This is a genomic window from Bacillus cereus group sp. BfR-BA-01311 (assembly GCF_022664295.1).
GTDB lineage: Bacteria > Bacillota > Bacilli > Bacillales > Bacillaceae_G > Bacillus_A > Bacillus_A cereus.
Window position 1 is genome coordinate 17869 of record NZ_JAKUHC010000022.1, and the last position, 18818, is coordinate 36686.

An 18818-nucleotide genomic window follows, 5' to 3' on the forward strand; every position below is an offset into this window, starting at 1 on the left:
TAAGGAGGTGTGTCTCGTGGCTAAAAAGGTAATTAAAATGGTAAAGCTTCAAATTCCTGCAGGTAAAGCTAACCCAGCTCCACCAGTTGGTCCAGCATTAGGACAAGCAGGTGTTAACATCATGGGCTTCTGTAAAGAGTTTAACGCTCGTACAGCAGATCAAGCTGGTCTTATCATCCCTGTTGAAATTACGGTATTTGAGGACCGTTCATTCACTTTCATTACTAAAACTCCTCCTGCTGCTGTTCTTCTTAAGAAAGTAGCTGGTATTGAGTCTGGTTCTGGTGAACCAAACCGTAATAAAGTGGCAACTGTTAAGCGTGATAAAGTACGCGAAATCGCTGAAACTAAAATGCCTGACCTAAACGCTGCTAGCGTAGAAGCTGCAATGCGTATGGTTGAAGGTACTGCACGCAGTATGGGCATCGTTATCGAAGACTAATTCGATTTGTTTTTAAAAAAGGTTGCGGGTCTGGAATTCCAATTCGCAACCTTTATTATCGTAAATGATTATCGTTTTTAAATAAATGGATGGCGCTCATCCTCAGGTTATACCTGAAAACAGGCGTAAACGTGGGAGGTTATTCCGCTAAAACCACATTCGAGGAGGAAATAAAAATGGCTAAAAGAGGTAAAAAGTACGTAGAAGCTGCAAAGCTTGTTGATCGTGCAGCTGCTTACTCTGCGACAGAAGCAGTAGAATTAGTAAAGAAAACAAACACAGCTAAATTTGATGCAACTGTAGAAGCTGCATTCCGTTTAGGTGTTGACCCTAAGAAAGCTGACCAACAAATCCGTGGTGCAGTTGTTCTTCCACACGGTACTGGTAAAGTACAACGTGTATTAGTATTTGCTAAAGGTGAAAAAGCTAAAGAAGCTGAAGCTGCTGGAGCTGACTTCGTAGGCGATACTGATTACATCGGTAAAATCCAACAAGGTTGGTTCGATTTCGATGTAGTAGTAGCAACTCCTGACATGATGGGTGAAGTTGGTAAACTTGGTCGCGTATTAGGACCTAAAGGTTTAATGCCAAACCCTAAAACTGGAACAGTTACTTTCGATGTAACTAAAGCTGTTAACGAAATCAAAGCTGGTAAAGTTGAATACCGCGTTGATAAAGCTGGTAACATCCACGTTCCAATCGGTAAAGTATCTTTCGAAGATGCTAAATTAGTAGAAAACTTCAAAACAATTGCTGACACTTTACAAAAAGTTAAGCCAGCTGCTGCAAAAGGTACTTACATGAAGAACGTAACAGTTGCTTCTACAATGGGACCTGGCGTACGTGTAGACGTTTCTACATTAGCGTAAATTTTGGAAGTTGACTTCATAAAGAAGTTTTAATATAATCATTTATGTTGTGAATTTAATTAGTGTACCGTAGACAGTAGGTGTCAATAGACTTAATTTCCTACCTAGGTGTTAATATACGAAGCGGAATCTTTTTTCTGTGACTATATGCCTCCATGTCTACAAGTTGGGCATGGAGGTTTTTAGTGCACTTTCGGTACATCTTCTATATAATCTACAGGAGGTGTAATAACATGAGCAAAGTAATCGAAACTAAACAACAAGTTGTAACTGAAATCGCGGACAAACTTCGCGCTAGTAAATCTACAATCGTTGTTGACTACCGTGGTTTAACAGTTTCTGAAGCAACAGAATTACGTAAGCAATTACGTGAAGCTGGCGTTGAGTTCAAAGTTTACAAAAACTCTCTAACTCGTCGTGCTGCAGAATCTGCTGAAATGGCTGAGTTAAATGAATTCTTAACAGGACCAAACGCAATCGCGTTCAGTAACGAGGATGTAGTTGCTCCTGCGAAAGTATTAAACGACTTCGCTAAAGATCATGAAGCTTTAGAAATTAAAGCGGGCGTAATCGAAGGTAAACTTGTAACACTTGATGAGGTTAAAGCAATCGCTACTCTTCCATCACGTGAAGGCTTACTTTCTATGCTTCTTAGCGTTCTTCAAGCTCCAATCCGTAACCTTGCACTTGCTACTAAAGCAGTTGCAGATCAAAAGGAAGAGCAAGGCGCTTAATTTTTTAAAAGATAATTACGTATTATCGATAAAACAATACAAACCTATTTAAGGGAGGATATTTACAATGACTAAAGAACAAATCATTGAAGCAGTTAAATCTATGACTGTATTAGAACTTAACGACTTAGTAAAAGCTATCGAGGAAGAATTCGGCGTAACTGCTGCTGCTCCTGTAGCTGTTGCTGGTGGCGCTGGAGAAGCTGCTGCTGAGAAAACTGAATTTGATGTGGAACTAACTAGCGCTGGTGCACAAAAAATCAAAGTTATCAAAGTTGTTCGTGAAATCACTGGTCTTGGCTTAAAAGAAGCTAAAGAATTAGTTGACAACACTCCAAAAGTAATCAAAGAAGCTGCTGCTAAAGAAGAAGCTGAAGAAATCAAAGCTAAACTTGAAGAAGTTGGCGCTGCTGTAGAAGTTAAGTAATTAACTTTTGATGCTTTAAAAAAAGCTCGCTCTCATGCGAGCTTTTTTTTTAACTGTAAAGAAAAGAGGTGGCCATATGGCAGACCATTATTTTTCTAACGACCCTTCTAGTAAAAGTGATCGTAAGCGATGGGAGTTTGTCCTTCGTGGATCTCGATTTACTTTCTTATCTGACCATGGGGTGTTCTCGAAAAACGAAGTGGACTTTGGTTCCCGTCTTTTAATTGAAGCGTTTCAAATGCCAGATATTAAAGGTAATATATTAGACGTAGGTTGCGGATACGGTCCTATTGGTTTGTCGTTAGCGAAAGAGTTTCAAGGTCGTGAAGTTCACATGGTGGATGTGAATGAGAGGGCACTTGGGCTTGCGAAAGAAAACGCCGCTAATAACAAAATCGAGAATATACGTATTTTTCAAAGTAGCGTCTATGAAAATGTAGATGGTAAGTATGCTGCTATTCTATCTAACCCTCCAATTCGTGCGGGTAAAGATATCGTACATGAGATTTTAGAAAAAGCTGTGGAGTATTTAGTTCCAGGTGGAGAACTTTGGATTGTTATTCAAAAGAAACAAGGTGCACCGTCTGCGCTAAAAAAACTAGAAGAAGTATTTTCTGAAGTTGAGGTTGTAGAAAAGAAAAAAGGATATTATATCATAAAATCAAAAAAACGTTGACGGTTATTTTTGGCTATGTTAACATTATACAATGCCAATATATGATTTTCTGCGTTGAGAAAGATGTATATTTTTGTTTCTCTTGGAAAAGATAGTAAAATCAGCAGATTATGAAACAGAATGATGGTTTTCTTATAGAAGCCATTTTTCTTTTTTGAGCAGGTAGAAAGACTCAACGTATTTATCTTTAAGAGAAAGAGACTACGCTAATAGCAGTAGTTGTATTTATTTGTGATTTTGCACAAATTTTTTTGTGCATTTATAATACTCATGATTTGAGGGGTGAAGCAGTTGACAGGTCAACTAGTTCAATACGGACGCCACCGCCAACGAAGAAGTTATGCCCGTATTAGTGAAGTATTAGAGTTACCAAATCTTATCGAAATTCAAACCTCTTCTTATCAGTGGTTTCTTGATGAGGGTTTGCGAGAAATGTTCCAAGACATTTCTCCGATTGAAGACTTTACGGGAAATCTATCGCTTGAATTTATCGACTACAGCTTAGGTGAACCTAAATACTCTGTAGACGAATGCAAAGAGCGTGATGTGACGTATGCAGCACCACTTCGTGTAAAAGTGCGTCTAATCAACAAGGAAACTGGTGAAGTAAAAGAACAAGATGTGTTCATGGGAGATTTCCCACTCATGACAGAGACTGGAACATTCGTAATTAACGGTGCAGAACGTGTTATCGTTTCCCAGTTAGTTCGCTCTCCAAGCGTATACTATAGTGGCAAAGTGGATAAAAACGGAAAACGTGGTTTTACTGCTACTGTAATTCCAAACCGCGGAGCTTGGTTAGAGTATGAGACAGATGCTAAGGATGTTGTATATGTGCGTATTGACCGTACGCGTAAACTTCCTGTAACTGTTTTGTTACGCGCATTAGGGTTTGGCTCTGATCAAGAAATCACCGAGCTTTTAGGTGATAACGAATACTTAAGCAACACATTAGAAAAAGACAACACAGATAGCACAGAAAAAGCATTGCTTGAAATTTATGAGCGTCTACGTCCTGGTGAACCACCAACAGTAGAAAACGCTAAGAGCTTACTTGTGTCTCGTTTCTTTGATCCAAAGCGCTACGATTTAGCAAATGTAGGTCGCTATAAGATCAACAAGAAGTTACACATTAAAAACAGATTGTTTAATCAACGTTTAGCTGAAACATTAGTGGATCCAGAAACTGGTGAAATTTTAGCGGCAGAAGGAACAATCTTAGATCGTCGTACACTTGATCGCATTTTACCTTACTTAGAGAAAAACATTGGATTCAAAACAGCGAAACCAATGGGTGGAGTGGTAGAAGGCGATGTTGAGCTGCAATCTATTAAGATTTATGCTCCTGAGTCGGAAGGCGAACGCGTAATTAATGTAATTGGTAATGCAAACATTACTCGTGATGTGAAACACATCACACCAGGTGATATCCTTGCTTCTATCAGTTACTTCTTCAACCTACTATACAAAGTAGGGGATACAGATGATATTGACCATTTAGGAAACCGTCGTCTGCGTTCTGTTGGAGAACTGTTACAAAATCAATTCCGTATCGGTCTTTCTCGTATGGAACGTGTTGTTCGTGAGAGAATGTCGATCCAAGATACAAATGCAATTACACCGCAGGCACTAATTAATATTCGTCCTGTTATTGCATCTATTAAAGAGTTCTTCGGAAGTTCTCAGTTATCTCAGTTTATGGACCAAACAAACCCATTAGCAGAGTTAACTCACAAACGAAGACTATCTGCATTAGGACCTGGTGGTTTAACGCGTGAGCGCGCAGGCTTTGAAGTGCGTGACGTTCATTACTCTCACTACGGTCGTATGTGTCCGATTGAAACACCAGAGGGACCAAACATCGGTTTGATTAACTCATTATCTTCGTTCGCGAAAGTAAATGAGTTTGGTTTCATTGAAACACCATACCGTCGTGTTGACCCAGAAACTGGTCTTGTAACAGGGCATGTTGATTACTTAACGGCAGATGAAGAAGATAACTATGTTGTAGCCCAAGCGAATATGAAATTATCTGACGAAGGTGAATTCCTAAGTGAAGATATCGTAGCTCGTTTCCGTGGTGAAAACATTGTCACAAATAGAGAACGCATCGACTACATGGATGTATCTCCAAAACAAGTAGTGTCGGCAGCGACAGCTTGTATTCCGTTCTTAGAAAACGATGACTCTAACCGCGCACTTATGGGAGCGAACATGCAACGTCAGGCGGTTCCGTTAATGAATCCGGAATCTCCGATTGTAGGTACAGGTATGGAGTACGTATCAGCAAAAGACTCAGGTGCTGCAGTAATCTGTAAACATCCTGGTATTGTTGAGCGCGTAGAAGCACGTGAAGTTTGGGTACGTCGCTATGTAGAAGTTGACGGTCAAACAGTAAAAGGCGACTTAGATCGCTACAAAATGCAAAAATTCATTCGTTCTAACCAAGGAACTTGTTACAACCAACGTCCAATCGTAAGTGTTGGAAATGAAGTTGTAAAAGGTGAAATCCTTGCGGATGGTCCTTCTATGGAATTAGGTGAACTAGCACTTGGACGTAACGTGCTTGTTGGCTTCATGACTTGGGACGGTTATAACTACGAGGATGCGATCATCATGAGTGAGCGCCTTGTAAAAGATGATGTGTACACTTCTATTCATATTGAAGAATATGAATCAGAAGCTCGTGATACGAAGCTTGGACCAGAAGAAATTACACGTGACATTCCAAACGTTGGGGAAGACGCATTACGTAACCTTGACGAGCGCGGTATCATTCGCGTTGGTGCTGAAGTAAAAGATGGAGATTTACTTGTTGGTAAAGTAACACCTAAAGGTGTAACAGAATTAACAGCTGAAGAACGTCTATTACATGCTATCTTTGGAGAAAAAGCGCGTGAAGTACGTGATACATCACTACGTGTACCACACGGTGGTGGCGGTATTATCTTAGACGTAAAAGTATTCAACCGTGAAGATGGCGATGAATTGCCACCAGGCGTGAATCAACTTGTACGTGCATATATCGTTCAAAAACGTAAAATTTCTGAAGGTGACAAGATGGCCGGACGTCACGGTAACAAAGGTGTTATTTCTCGTATTTTACCAGAAGAAGATATGCCTTACCTACCAGACGGTACGCCAATCGATATCATGTTAAACCCATTAGGGGTACCATCTCGTATGAATATCGGTCAGGTATTAGAGCTTCATCTTGGTATGGCAGCAAGATACCTTGGCATTCACATTGCAACACCAGTATTCGATGGTGCTCGTGAGGAAGATGTTTGGGGCACAATTGAAGAAGCTGGTATGGCAAATGACGCGAAAACAATCCTGTATGACGGACGTACTGGTGAACCATTCGATAACCGCGTATCTGTTGGTGTCATGTATATGATCAAACTTGCGCACATGGTTGACGATAAACTTCATGCTCGTTCTACTGGACCATACTCACTTGTAACGCAGCAACCTCTTGGAGGTAAAGCTCAGTTCGGTGGACAGCGTTTCGGTGAGATGGAGGTTTGGGCACTTGAAGCTTACGGTGCTGCTTATACTCTTCAAGAAATCTTAACAGTGAAGTCTGATGATGTTGTTGGACGTGTTAAGACTTATGAAGCAATTGTTAAAGGCGAAAATGTTCCAGAACCAGGCGTTCCTGAATCATTCAAAGTATTGATTAAAGAGCTGCAAAGTTTAGGTATGGACGTTAAAATGATGTCTAGCGACGATACAGAAATTGAAATGCGTGATACAGAAGATGACGATGATCATCAATCAGCAGATAAATTGAATGTCGAAGTTGAGACAACTAAGGAATAATTGGGATAACCTGTAGACTAAAAGGGAGGTAGGCCCCTTGATAGATGTAAATAACTTTGAATATATGAAGATTGGACTTGCTTCACCTGACAAGATTCGTTCTTGGTCATACGGTGAAGTTAAGAAACCAGAAACTATTAACTATCGTACGTTAAAGCCTGAAAAAGATGGCTTGTTCTGTGAGCGTATTTTCGGACCACAAAAGGACTGGGAATGTCATTGCGGAAAATACAAACGTGTACGTTATAAAGGTGTAGTTTGTGATCGATGTGGCGTTGAAGTAACGCGTGCAAAAGTACGTCGTGAACGTATGGGTCATATCGAATTAGCTGCTCCTGTATCTCATATTTGGTATTTCAAAGGTATCCCGAGCCGCATGGGACTTGTCTTAGACATGTCCCCTCGCGCGCTTGAAGAAGTAATTTATTTCGCTTCTTATGTTGTAACAGAAAGTGGAGATACACCACTTGATAAGAAGCAATTACTTTCTGAAAAAGAATACCGTGCATATCGTGATCGATATGGTAGCACATTCCAAGCTGCTATGGGTGCAGAAGCAATTAAAAAGCTACTACAAGACATCGATTTAGATAAAGAAGTAGACTTCTTAAAAGAAGAATTAAAAACAGCACAAGGACAACGCCGTACTCGTGCTATTAAACGTCTAGAAGTATTAGAAGCATTCCGTAACTCTGGAAATGAACCGTCTTGGATGATCTTAGATGTTCTACCAGTAATCCCACCAGAACTACGCCCAATGGTACAGTTAGACGGTGGACGTTTTGCTACTTCTGACTTAAACGACTTATACCGTCGTGTAATTAACCGTAACAACCGTTTAAAACGTCTATTGGACTTAGGTGCACCAAGCATCATCGTTCAAAACGAAAAACGTATGTTACAAGAAGCTGTAGACGCATTAATCGATAATGGTCGTCGTGGCCGTCCAGTTACTGGGCCAGGTAACCGTCCATTAAAATCACTATCTCACATGCTTAAAGGTAAACAAGGACGTTTCCGTCAAAACTTATTAGGTAAACGTGTTGACTACTCTGGTCGTTCTGTAATCGTTGTAGGACCGAACTTAAAGATGTATCAATGTGGATTACCAAAAGAAATGGCGCTTGAACTGTTCAAACCTTTCGTAATGAAAGAGTTAGTTGAAAAAGGATTAGCACATAACATTAAGAGTGCGAAACGTAAAATCGAGCGTGTACAACCTGAAGTTTGGGACGTTTTAGAATCTGTGATTAAAGAACATCCAGTACTTCTAAACCGCGCACCAACACTTCACCGTCTTGGTATCCAGGCGTTTGAACCTACATTAGTAGAAGGTCGCGCAATCCGTCTTCACCCACTTGTATGTACTGCATACAACGCGGACTTTGACGGTGACCAAATGGCCGTTCACGTACCTTTATCATCAGAAGCTCAAGCTGAAGCTCGTCTTCTTATGTTAGCGGCACAAAACATCTTGAACCCGAAAGACGGTAAACCAGTTGTTACTCCATCTCAGGATATGGTATTAGGTAACTATTACTTAACACTTGAGCGTGAAGGTGCAATCGGTGAAGGTATGGTCTTCAAAGATGCAAATGAAGCATTGCTTGCATATCAAAATGGATATGTTCATCTTCATACACGTGTTGCAGTAGCTGCAAGTGCAGTAAACAACGCAACATTTACTGAAGAGCAAAAGAGTATGCTTCTATTAACAACAGTTGGTAAATTAATATTTAACGAAATCTTACCAGAGTCGTTCCCTTATATTAATGAACCAACAAATTCAAACCTTGAAAAAGAAACACCAGCGAAATATTTCGTTGAAAAAGGTGCGAACATTAAAGAAATTATTGCTAGTCGCGAAGAAGTGGCGCCATTTAGCAAGAAGATCCTTGGTAACATCATTGCGGAAGTGTTCAAACGTTTCCAAATTACAGAAACGTCTCGCATGCTTGACCGTATGAAAAACTTAGGATTCAAGTACTCTACAAAAGCTGGTATTACAGTTGGGGTATCTGACATTCTTGTATTAGGCGAAAAAGATGAAATTCTCCACGAAGCACAAGCAAAAGTAGATAATGTAATTAAACAATTCCGTCGCGGTTTAATCACGGAAGAAGAACGTTACGATCGCGTTATCTCTATTTGGAGTAATGCAAAAGATGTTATCCAAGGAAAACTGATGAAATCCTTGAATAAACGCAACCCAATCTTCATGATGAGTGACTCAGGTGCCCGTGGTAACGCATCTAACTTTACTCAGCTTGCTGGTATGCGTGGTCTTATGGCCAATCCATCTGGTCGTATCATCGAACTTCCAATCAAATCGAGTTTCCGTGAAGGTTTAACAGTACTTGAGTACTTCATCTCTACGCATGGTGCGCGTAAAGGTCTTGCCGATACAGCACTTAAAACTGCCGATTCTGGTTACTTAACACGTCGTCTTGTTGACGTTGCACAAGATGTAATCGTTCGTGAAGATGATTGTGGAACAGATCGCGGTTTATTAATTGGTGCGATTAAAGAGGGTAATGAAGTTATCGAGTCATTATATGATCGTCTTGTTGGACGTTTTGCAAGAAAAACTGTAAAACATCCTGAAACAGGTGAAGTATTAGTTGCTGAAAATCAATTAATTACTGAAGATATCGCTCATATCGTTGAAAATTCGGGTGTTGAAACTGTAAACATTCGTTCAGCGTTTACGTGTAACACTCGCCACGGTGTATGTAAGAAGTGTTACGGTCGTAACTTAGCAACTGGAACAGACGTAGAAGTAGGAGAAGCGGTAGGTATTATCGCAGCTCAATCTATCGGTGAGCCAGGTACACAGTTAACGATGCGTACATTCCATACAGGTGGGGTTGCCGGAGATGATATTACTCAAGGTTTACCTCGTATCCAAGAGATCTTCGAAGCTCGTAATCCGAAAGGTCAGGCAGTTATCAGTGAAATCGACGGTGTTATCGCAGCGATCAACGACGTTAAAGATCGCCAAGAAGTAGTTGTACAGGGTGAAGTTGAAGCTCGTACGTATGCTATTCCTTACGGTGCTCGTCTGAAAGTAACTCCAGGACAGCCAATTAGCCACGGTAAAGAGTTAACAGAAGGTTCTATTGATCCGAAAGAATTACTAAAAGTAACGGACATTACGGCGGTTCAAGAATACTTATTACGTGAAGTTCAAAAAGTATACCGTATGCAAGGGGTAGAAATTGGTGACAAACACGTAGAAGTAATGGTACGTCAAATGTTACGTAAAGTTCGTGTAAGTGATGCAGGTGAAACAGATGTATTACCAGGAACATTACTAGATATCCATCAGTTCACTGATGCGAATGCTAAGGTCTTACTGCAAGGTAAGCAACCAGCAACAGCTAGACCTGTTCTACTTGGTATTACAAAAGCTTCACTTGAAACAGATTCATTCTTATCTGCAGCATCGTTCCAAGAAACAACTCGTGTCTTAACTGATGCAGCAATTAAGGGTAAACGCGATGAACTTCTAGGATTAAAAGAAAATGTTATTATCGGTAAACTTGTTCCTGCTGGAACAGGTATGAATCGTTATCGCAAAGTGGATCTTGTAAAAACAACACAAGATGACATGAATGTAGAAAACGATGAGGTTTATGTGGAACAGTAAAATTTTCCGGCATAAATTTTGTATAAAAACAATTAATCTTAGTTGACATTGTATGAGTCAAAATGTTACTATAATCAAGGTTGCTCCTGAACGATGCTTTGGAGGATATTTATATGTCTTATCAAAAAGTATCAACTGCTGAAAATGTAGTCGTTGGTCATAAACGCACATTGGAGGCAATCAAAAATGGTACAGTTAAAGAAGTTGTCATCGCAGAGGATGCTGACATGCGGTTAACCCATGCTATCATTCGTGTTGCAATGCAATATAACGTGCCCATAACAAAAGTTGAATCAGTTCGTAAGCTTGGTAAAGCTTCGGGGATTCAAGTGGGAGCTTCAGCAATAGGAATAATAAGTTAAAACTGTTTTTGTGAGGAGAGAGCATTTGCTCTTCCTTGCAAAAACTTTGTTTTCAACTAATAATGAACCACCTGGATATGTGGTCATACAAACATGCGAAGGGAGGATAATCAAATGCCTACTATTAACCAATTAGTGAGAAATGGTCGTACTGATAAAGTATGGAAATCTAAATCACCTGCGTTAAACAAAGGTTTTAACTCTTTAAAGAAAAAATCAACTGATATCTCTGCACCTCAAAAACGTGGTGTATGTACTCGTGTTGGTACAATGACTCCAAAGAAACCTAACTCAGCGTTACGTAAATACGCTCGTGTACGTTTAACAAACGGTATCGAGGTTACAGCTTACATCCCAGGTATCGGTCATAACCTACAAGAGCATAGCGTAGTATTAATTCGCGGTGGTCGTGTAAAGGATTTACCGGGGGTACGTTACCACATCGTTCGTGGTGCGCTTGACACAGCTGGTGTTGACAAACGTATGCAAGGACGTTCTAAATATGGTACTAAGAGACCAAAACCTGCTAAAAAATAATAACTTTAAAATGAAAGGAGGAACTCAATATGCCTCGTAAAGGACCTGTTGCGAAACGTGACGTGTTACCAGATCCAATGTACAATTCGAAGCTAGTAACACGCCTTATCAACAAAATGATGGTTGACGGTAAAAAAGGTAAATCTCAAACAATTCTTTATAATGCGTTCGATATCGTAAACGAACGTACTGGTAAAGAGCCAATGGAAGTATTCGAGCAAGCTCTTAAGAACATCATGCCTGTTCTTGAAGTACGCGCTCGTCGTGTTGGTGGTGCTAACTACCAAGTTCCAGTTGAGGTTCGTCCAGAACGCCGTACAACTTTAGGTCTTCGTTGGTTAGTAAACTACGCTCGTCTTCGTGGTGAAAAAACTATGGAAGAGCGTCTTGCTAACGAAATCTTAGATGCAGCTAACAACGCTGGTGCATCTGTTAAGAAACGTGAAGACACTCATAAAATGGCAGAAGCTAACAAAGCATTTGCTCATTACCGTTGGTAGGATTCAACGTAAAATAAATGTAAGCATAAACCGCTTTATTTGTCGCTTATGGAAGTGTGGAGAGGGAGAATGCCTCTCCCTTTCATCGGGCGCTCGTTTTACATAATGAGAGTACTGGACATACTGACATGTGTAACAATATAAAGTGGCTTTTTTGCTACTTAAAATAAAAAAATCCAATCCATATATGGAAGGAGCAAGACACCAAATGGCAAGAGAGTTCTCTTTAGAAAACACTCGTAATATTGGTATCATGGCTCACATCGATGCTGGTAAAACAACAGCAACTGAGCGTATTCTGTACTACACAGGACGTATTCATAAAATCGGTGAAACTCACGAAGGTGCATCTCAGATGGACTGGATGGAGCAAGAGCAAGAGCGTGGTATCACAATTACTTCTGCTGCAACTACAGCACAATGGAAAGGTCATCGTGTAAACATCATTGATACTCCAGGACACGTAGATTTCACAGTAGAAGTAGAACGTTCTTTACGCGTACTTGATGGCGCTGTAGCAGTACTTGATGCGCAATCTGGTGTAGAACCACAAACAGAAACTGTTTGGCGTCAGGCTACTACTTACGGCGTACCTCGTATCGTATTCGTTAACAAAATGGATAAGATCGGTGCAGATTTCTTATACTCTGTAGGAACAATCCACGATCGTTTACAAGCAAACGCACATCCAATTCAGTTACCAATCGGTGCTGAAGATGAGTTCAATGGTATCATTGACCTTGTTGAAGAGTGTGCTTACATGTACGGTAACGATTTAGGAACAGACATTCAACGTGTTGAAATTCCTGAAGAGCACAAAGAATTAGCTGAAGAATACCGTGGAAAACTTATTGAAGCGGTAGCTGAGCTTGATGAAGAAATGATGATGAAGTACCTAGAAGGTGAAGAAATCACTGTAGAAGAGCTTAAAGCTGGTATCCGTAAGGCTACAACTTCTGTAGAATTCTTCCCAGTAATCTGTGGTTCTGCATTCAAAAACAAAGGTGTTCAAATTCTGTTAGACGCAGTTATCGACTACCTTCCATCTCCACTAGATGTACCTGCTATTAAAGGTACTCTACCGGATACAGATGAAGAAGTAGAACGTAAGTCTAGCGATGAAGAACCATTCGCAGCTTTAGCATTCAAAATCATGACTGACCCTTATGTTGGTAAGTTAACGTTCTTCCGTGTGTACTCTGGTGTGTTAAACTCTGGATCATACGTGAAAAACTCAACTAAAGGTAAGCGTGAGCGTGTAGGTCGTATCCTACAAATGCACGCTAACAGCCGTGAAGAGATTTCAACAGTTTACGCTGGTGATATCGCTGCTGCTGTAGGTTTAAAAGATACTACTACTGGTGATACTCTTTGTGACGAGAAGAGCCTTGTTATCCTTGAGTCTATGGAATTCCCAGAGCCAGTTATCTCTGTAGCTATCGAACCAAAATCTAAAGCTGACCAAGATAAAATGGGTACAGCATTATCTAAGCTTTCTGAAGAAGATCCAACATTCCGTGCTCACACTGACCAAGAAACTGGCCAAACTATCATCGCTGGTATGGGTGAACTTCACCTTGATATCATCGTTGACCGTATGCGCCGTGAATTCAAAGTGGAAGCAAACGTTGGTGCTCCTCAGGTAGCATACCGTGAGACTTTCCGCGCTGCTGCGAAAGTTGAAGGTAAGTTCGCTCGTCAATCTGGTGGTCGTGGACAATTCGGTCACGTTTGGATTGAGTTTGAACCTAACGAAGAAGGTAAAGGATTCGAATTCGAAAACAAGATCGTCGGTGGTGTAGTTCCTCGTGAATACATCCCAGCTGTTGGAGCAGGTCTTGAAGATGCACTTAAAAATGGTGTACTAGCTGGTTATCCACTAGTTGACATTAAAGCTGCATTAGTTGACGGATCTTACCATGATGTCGATTCATCTGAGATGGCGTTCAAAATCGCTGCATCTATGGCACTTAAAGCTGCGGTTTCTAAATGTAACCCAGTAATTCTTGAGCCAATGATGAAAGTTGAAGTTGTAATTCCTGAAGAGTACATGGGTGACATTATGGGTGACGTAACATCTCGTCGTGGACGTGTAGAAGGTATGGAAGCTCGCGGTAACGCACAAGTTGTTCGCGCTATGGTTCCACTTTCTGAAATGTTCGGTTATGCAACGTCATTACGTTCTAACACTCAAGGACGCGGAACATTCTCTATGGTGTTTGACCACTATGAAGAAGTACCAAAGTCTGTTTCTGAAGAAATTATCAAAAAAAATAAAGGTGAATAATTGATTTTTATCGATTGTTCAAGTATAACTACTTATGTAAGCTTAGAAAGTGGGACGTAAGTTTCACTTTCTAGTCTAAATATAAAATAACCTATATAAACTAAGGAGGAATTTAGAATGGCTAAAGCTAAATTCGAACGTTCTAAACCCCATGTTAACATCGGTACAATCGGCCACGTTGACCATGGTAAAACTACATTAACTGCTGCGATCACTACAGTTCTTGCAAAAGCTGGTGGTGCTGAAGCACGCGGATACGATCAAATCGATGCTGCTCCAGAAGAAAGAGAGCGCGGTATCACAATCTCAACTGCACACGTTGAGTACGAAACTGAAACTCGTCACTATGCACACGTTGACTGCCCAGGTCACGCTGACTATGTTAAAAACATGATCACTGGTGCTGCTCAAATGGACGGCGGTATCTTAGTAGTATCTGCTGCTGATGGCCCAATGCCTCAAACACGTGAGCACATCCTTCTTTCTCGTCAAGTAGGTGTTCCTTACATCGTTGTATTCTTAAACAAATGCGACATGGTAGATGACGAAGAATTATTAGAATTAGTAGAAATGGAAGTTCGCGACCTATTATCTGAATACGGATTCCCAGGCGACGACATTCCTGTAATCAAAGGTTCTGCTCTTAAAGCTCTTCAAGGAGAAGCTGATTGGGAAGCAAAAATCATTGAATTAATGGCTGAAGTTGATGCTTACATCCCAACTCCAGAACGTGAAACTGACAAACCATTCTTAATGCCTGTAGAGGACGTATTCTCTATCACAGGTCGTGGTACAGTTGCTACTGGTCGTGTTGAGCGCGGTATCGTTAAAGTTGGTGACGTAGTAGAAATCATCGGTCTTGCTGAAGAAAATGCTTCTACAACTGTAACTGGTGTAGAGATGTTCCGTAAACTTCTTGACCAAGCTCAAGCTGGAGACAACATCGGTGCTTTACTTCGTGGGGTTGCTCGTGAAGACATCCAACGTGGACAAGTACTTGCAAAAAGCGGTTCTGTAAAAGCTCACGCTAAATTCAAAGCTGAAGTTTTCGTATTATCTAAAGAAGAAGGTGGACGTCACACTCCATTCTTCGCTAACTACCGTCCTCAGTTCTACTTCCGTACAACTGACGTAACTGGTATCATCCAATTACCAGAAGGTACTGAAATGGTAATGCCTGGTGACAACATCGAAATGACTATCGAACTTATCGCTCCAATCGCTATCGAAGAGGGAACTAAATTCTCTATTCGTGAAGGTGGACGTACAGTAGGTTACGGTGTAGTTGCTACTATCGTTGAGTAATCTTAACTGATATAAAAAAACCTAAGGGATTTTCCCTTAGGTTTTTTGTTTGCGTTTATATAAGGAAGCAGAGGGTGTTTTTTGTTTTGACGAGTTTCTTCTATAGTATTATAAAAACGACAAAAGATAATCCAGAAACTGTAAAATGAATTCTGTTAGATGAAAACTTGAAATTCTTTAAAGTGCCATGTATAATAGCAAAAGTAGAGAAAAGCAGATGCAAACAAAAAGATGCTTGCATCTAGACGAATAACATTGTATAATAGACAATGTTGGTCTTTGACTGCGATGAAGTGGAAGGTTGCTGACACACCCGGCCGCTTTGCCATGGCATGGTGTGGGGAAATTTCCATGGAGAAGGTCTATTTTAGAAATAGGCGAACGAAGGAGGGAAAATAATGGCAAAAGAAAAAATTCGTATCCGTTTAAAAGCTTACGATCACCGTATTCTTGATCAGTCAGCTGAGAAAATTGTAGAAACAGCTAAGCGTTCTGGGGCAACAGTTTCTGGTCCGATCCCATTACCAACTGAAAAAACTGTTTACACAATTCTTCGTGCTGTTCATAAGTACAAAGATTCTCGTGAGCAATTCGAAATGCGCACGCACAAACGTCTAATCGACATCGTGAGTCCTACTCCACAAACAGTAGATTCATTAATGCGTTTAGACTTACCATCTGGTGTAGATATCGAAATCAAACTATAATTTATATAACTTAAAAATGTAGGAGGTGTAACTCATGACCAAAGGAATCTTAGGAAGAAAGATCGGTATGACTCAAGTATTTGCTGAGAACGGTGAGTTAATCCCAGTAACAGTTATCGCTGCTAATCCAAACGTTGTTCTTCAAAAGAAAACAACTGAAACTGATGGCTACAATGCAATCCAGTTAGGATTTGAAGATAAACGTGAAAAGTTAACTAACAAACCTGAACAAGGCCACACTGCTAAAGCATCTACAACTCCTAAGCGCTTCATTCGCGAAATCCGCGATGCAGACGTGGACGGATTAGAGGTTGGTCAAGAGGTAAAAGTTGACGTATTCGCTACAGGTGAAATCGTTGATGTAACAGGAATTTCTAAAGGTAAAGGTTTCCAAGGTGTTATCAAACGCCACGGACAATCTCGCGGACCTATGTCTCATGGTTCTCGCTATCACCGTCGTCCAGGTTCAATGGGCCCAGTTGCTCCGAACCGTGTATTCAAAGGCAAAAAACTTGCTGGACGTATGGGTGGAGACCAAGTTACTATCCAAAACTTAGAAATCGTTCAAGTTGACACTGAGCGCAACTTATTACTAGTAAAAGGTAACGTTCCAGGTGCTAAGAAATCTCTTGTAGTTGTTCAAGGCGCTGTGAAGGTTAGCAAATAATTCACAATAGGAAGGAGGAATTCCAATGCCAAAAGTTACTGTATATAACCAAACTGGTTCACAGGTTGGTGAAATCGAATTAGCTGAAGCTATTTTCGGTATCGAACCAAATGAAGCTGTACTTTTCGAAGCTGTAATGATGCAACGTGCATCTTTACGTCAAGGTACACACAAAGTAAAAACTCGCTCTGAAGTTCGCGGTGGTGGTCGTAAACCATGGCGTCAAAAAGGAACTGGACGTGCTCGTCAAGGGTCTATCCGCTCTCCTCAATGGCGTGGTGGTGGTACGGTATTCGGACCTACACCAAGAAGCTATGCGTACAAACTTCCTAAGAAAGTTCGTCGTTTAGCAATCAAATCTGCATTAGCTACTAAAGTAGTTGAGAACAACATTGTAGTTCTTGAAGACCTAGTGTTAAATGCACCAAAAACAAAAGACATGCTAGCAGTACTTAAAGGATTAACTGTTGAGAAGAAAGCTCTTATCGTAACTGCTGATGCAAACGAATCTGTAGAGTTATCTGCTCGCAATATCCCTGGAGTAACAGTAATCACTGCTGATGGCGTAAACGTTTTAGACGTGCTTCATCATGATAAGCTAATCATGACAAAAGCGGCAGTGGAAAAAGTAGAGGAGGTGCTTGCATAATGAGAGATCCTCGTGATATCATTAAGCGCCCAGTTATCACTGAACGTTCTATGGAAATGATGGCTGAAAAAAAATACACGTTCGATGTGGACGTTAAATCTAATAAAACAGAAGTTAAAGATGCTCTTGAAGCGATCTTTGGTGTTAAAGTAGAAAAAGTGAACATCATGAACTACAAGCCGAAAGCAAAACGCGTTGGTCGTCACGCTGGTTTTACTAGCCGTCGTCGTAAAGCAATCGTTAAGCTAACTGCTGACAGCAAAGAAATCGAAATCTTCCAAGGCGTTTAATTCTTACTAAAGAAGGAGGGAAATTGAGATGGGAATCAAAAAGTATAATCCAACTACTAACGGTCGTCGTAATATGACTACGAATGATTTCGCTGAAATCACGACTGATAGACCCGAAAAGTCATTACTTGCTCCTTTAAGCAAGAAGGCTGGTCGTAATAACCAAGGTAAAATCACTGTACGTCATCAAGGTGGCGGACATAAGCGTCAATACCGTATCATCGACTTTAAGCGTAACAAAGATGGAATTCCAGGACGCGTTGCTACGATCGAATACGATCCAAACCGCTCTGCGAATATCGCATTAATTAACTACGTTGACGGTGAAAAACGTTACATTCTTGCTCCTAAATCTTTAGAAGTAGGTATGGAAGTTATGTCTGGCCCAGAAGCTGACATTAAAATCGGTAACGCATTACCATTAATCAACATTCCAGTAGGTACTGTTGTTCATAACATCGAGCTTAAGCCTGGTCGTGGCGGACAATTAGTTCGTTCTGCTGGTACATCTGCTCAAGTACTTGGTAAAGAAGGTAAATACGTACTTGTACGTTTAACTTCTGGTGAAGTACGTCTTGTATTATCTGCTTGTCGCGCTTCAATCGGTCAAGTAGGTAACGAACAACACGAACTTATCAAAATCGGTAAAGCAGGTCGCTCTCGCTGGTTAGGTAAACGCCCAACAGTTCGTGGTTCTGTAATGAACCCTGTTGATCACCCACACGGTGGTGGTGAAGGACGTTCTCCAATCGGACGTAAGTCTCCAATGTCTCCATGGGGTAAACCAACTCTTGGATTCAAGACTCGTAAGAAAAACAAAGCGTCTGACAAATTTATCGTTCGTCGTCGTAAAAAATAATGGGATTGTAGTACGGTTCATTTCTAGAACCGT

At 40.7% G+C, this 18818-nt stretch carries 17 protein-coding genes and 1 other annotated feature; all 17 genes read left to right on the forward strand.

The annotated features are described in order from the left end of the window. Positions 1–16 precede the first annotated feature (16 nt). The 17 genes from rplK to rplB all read left to right on the forward strand — a co-directional run bounded on the left by rplK (position 17) and on the right by rplB (position 18785). A complete protein-coding gene (gene rplK, locus MR136_RS26565) occupies positions 17–442 on the forward strand; it encodes a 50S ribosomal protein L11 (protein WP_001085872.1) in 426 nt (141 codons plus the stop codon). A gap of 176 nt (positions 443–618) precedes the next feature. Continuing rightward, a complete protein-coding gene (gene rplA, locus MR136_RS26570; protein ID WP_001987630.1) occupies positions 619–1311 on the forward strand; it encodes a 50S ribosomal protein L1 in 693 nt (230 codons plus the stop codon). Between the two features lie 49 nt (positions 1312–1360). After that, positions 1361–1505: a sequence feature (ribosomal protein L10 leader region), on the forward strand. Positions 1506–1544: 39 nt separating this feature from the next. Continuing rightward, entirely contained in the window at positions 1545–2045 is a 501-nt protein-coding gene (gene rplJ / locus MR136_RS26575; protein WP_000048716.1) for a 50S ribosomal protein L10, read from the forward strand. A gap of 67 nt (positions 2046–2112) precedes the next feature. Beyond that, positions 2113–2472 carry a 50S ribosomal protein L7/L12 gene (rplL, locus tag MR136_RS26580; RefSeq protein WP_000159736.1) on the forward strand — a complete coding sequence of 120 codons (360 nt, stop codon included), beginning with the start codon at positions 2113–2115 and terminating at the stop codon, positions 2470–2472. 76 nt (positions 2473–2548) lie between these two features. Further along, on the forward strand, positions 2549–3148 hold the full coding sequence (locus tag MR136_RS26585; protein ID WP_000763289.1) for a class I SAM-dependent methyltransferase: 600 nt from the start codon (positions 2549–2551) through the stop codon (positions 3146–3148). Between the two features lie 291 nt (positions 3149–3439). After that, entirely contained in the window at positions 3440–6973 is a 3534-nt protein-coding gene (gene rpoB / locus MR136_RS26590; protein WP_000147551.1) for a DNA-directed RNA polymerase subunit beta, read from the forward strand. 37 nt (positions 6974–7010) lie between these two features. Then, positions 7011–10622 carry a DNA-directed RNA polymerase subunit beta' gene (rpoC, locus tag MR136_RS26595; RefSeq protein ID WP_000567939.1) on the forward strand — a complete coding sequence of 1204 codons (3612 nt, stop codon included), beginning with the start codon at positions 7011–7013 and terminating at the stop codon, positions 10620–10622. 113 nt (positions 10623–10735) lie between these two features. Next, on the forward strand, positions 10736–10984 hold the full coding sequence (locus tag MR136_RS26600; protein ID WP_000121837.1) for a 50S ribosomal protein L7ae-like protein: 249 nt from the start codon (positions 10736–10738) through the stop codon (positions 10982–10984). A 114-nt stretch (positions 10985–11098) separates the two neighbouring features. Next, complete coding sequence (gene rpsL, locus MR136_RS26605) at positions 11099–11521, forward strand: 30S ribosomal protein S12 (protein WP_001142341.1); 423 nt, start codon at positions 11099–11101, stop codon at positions 11519–11521. 29 nt (positions 11522–11550) lie between these two features. Next, entirely contained in the window at positions 11551–12021 is a 471-nt protein-coding gene (rpsG, locus tag MR136_RS26610; protein WP_001137491.1) for a 30S ribosomal protein S7, read from the forward strand. Positions 12022–12229: 208 nt separating this feature from the next. Then, positions 12230–14308: an elongation factor G gene (gene fusA, locus MR136_RS26615; RefSeq protein WP_000090369.1), complete on the forward strand. Its 2079-nt coding sequence runs from the start codon at positions 12230–12232 to the stop codon at positions 14306–14308. A gap of 117 nt (positions 14309–14425) precedes the next feature. Continuing rightward, positions 14426–15613, forward strand: a complete 1188-nt coding sequence (gene tuf / locus MR136_RS26620; protein WP_001029614.1) for an elongation factor Tu — start codon at positions 14426–14428, stop codon at positions 15611–15613. 398 nt (positions 15614–16011) lie between these two features. Next, entirely contained in the window at positions 16012–16320 is a 309-nt protein-coding gene (gene rpsJ, locus MR136_RS26625; protein WP_001040596.1) for a 30S ribosomal protein S10, read from the forward strand. 34 nt (positions 16321–16354) lie between these two features. Further along, on the forward strand, positions 16355–16987 hold the full coding sequence (rplC, locus tag MR136_RS26630) for a 50S ribosomal protein L3 (RefSeq protein ID WP_000160207.1): 633 nt from the start codon (positions 16355–16357) through the stop codon (positions 16985–16987). A gap of 25 nt (positions 16988–17012) precedes the next feature. Next, positions 17013–17636 carry a 50S ribosomal protein L4 gene (gene rplD, locus MR136_RS26635; RefSeq protein ID WP_001127258.1) on the forward strand — a complete coding sequence of 208 codons (624 nt, stop codon included), beginning with the start codon at positions 17013–17015 and terminating at the stop codon, positions 17634–17636. After that, positions 17636–17926 (forward strand): 50S ribosomal protein L23, encoded by a 291-nt coding sequence (rplW, locus tag MR136_RS26640; protein WP_001205558.1) that lies wholly within the window; start codon positions 17636–17638, stop codon positions 17924–17926. Before rplD ends, rplW begins: the two co-directional genes overlap by 1 nt. A gap of 28 nt (positions 17927–17954) precedes the next feature. After that, a complete protein-coding gene (rplB, locus tag MR136_RS26645) occupies positions 17955–18785 on the forward strand; it encodes a 50S ribosomal protein L2 (RefSeq protein WP_000511583.1) in 831 nt (276 codons plus the stop codon). Positions 18786–18818 lie beyond the last annotated feature (33 nt).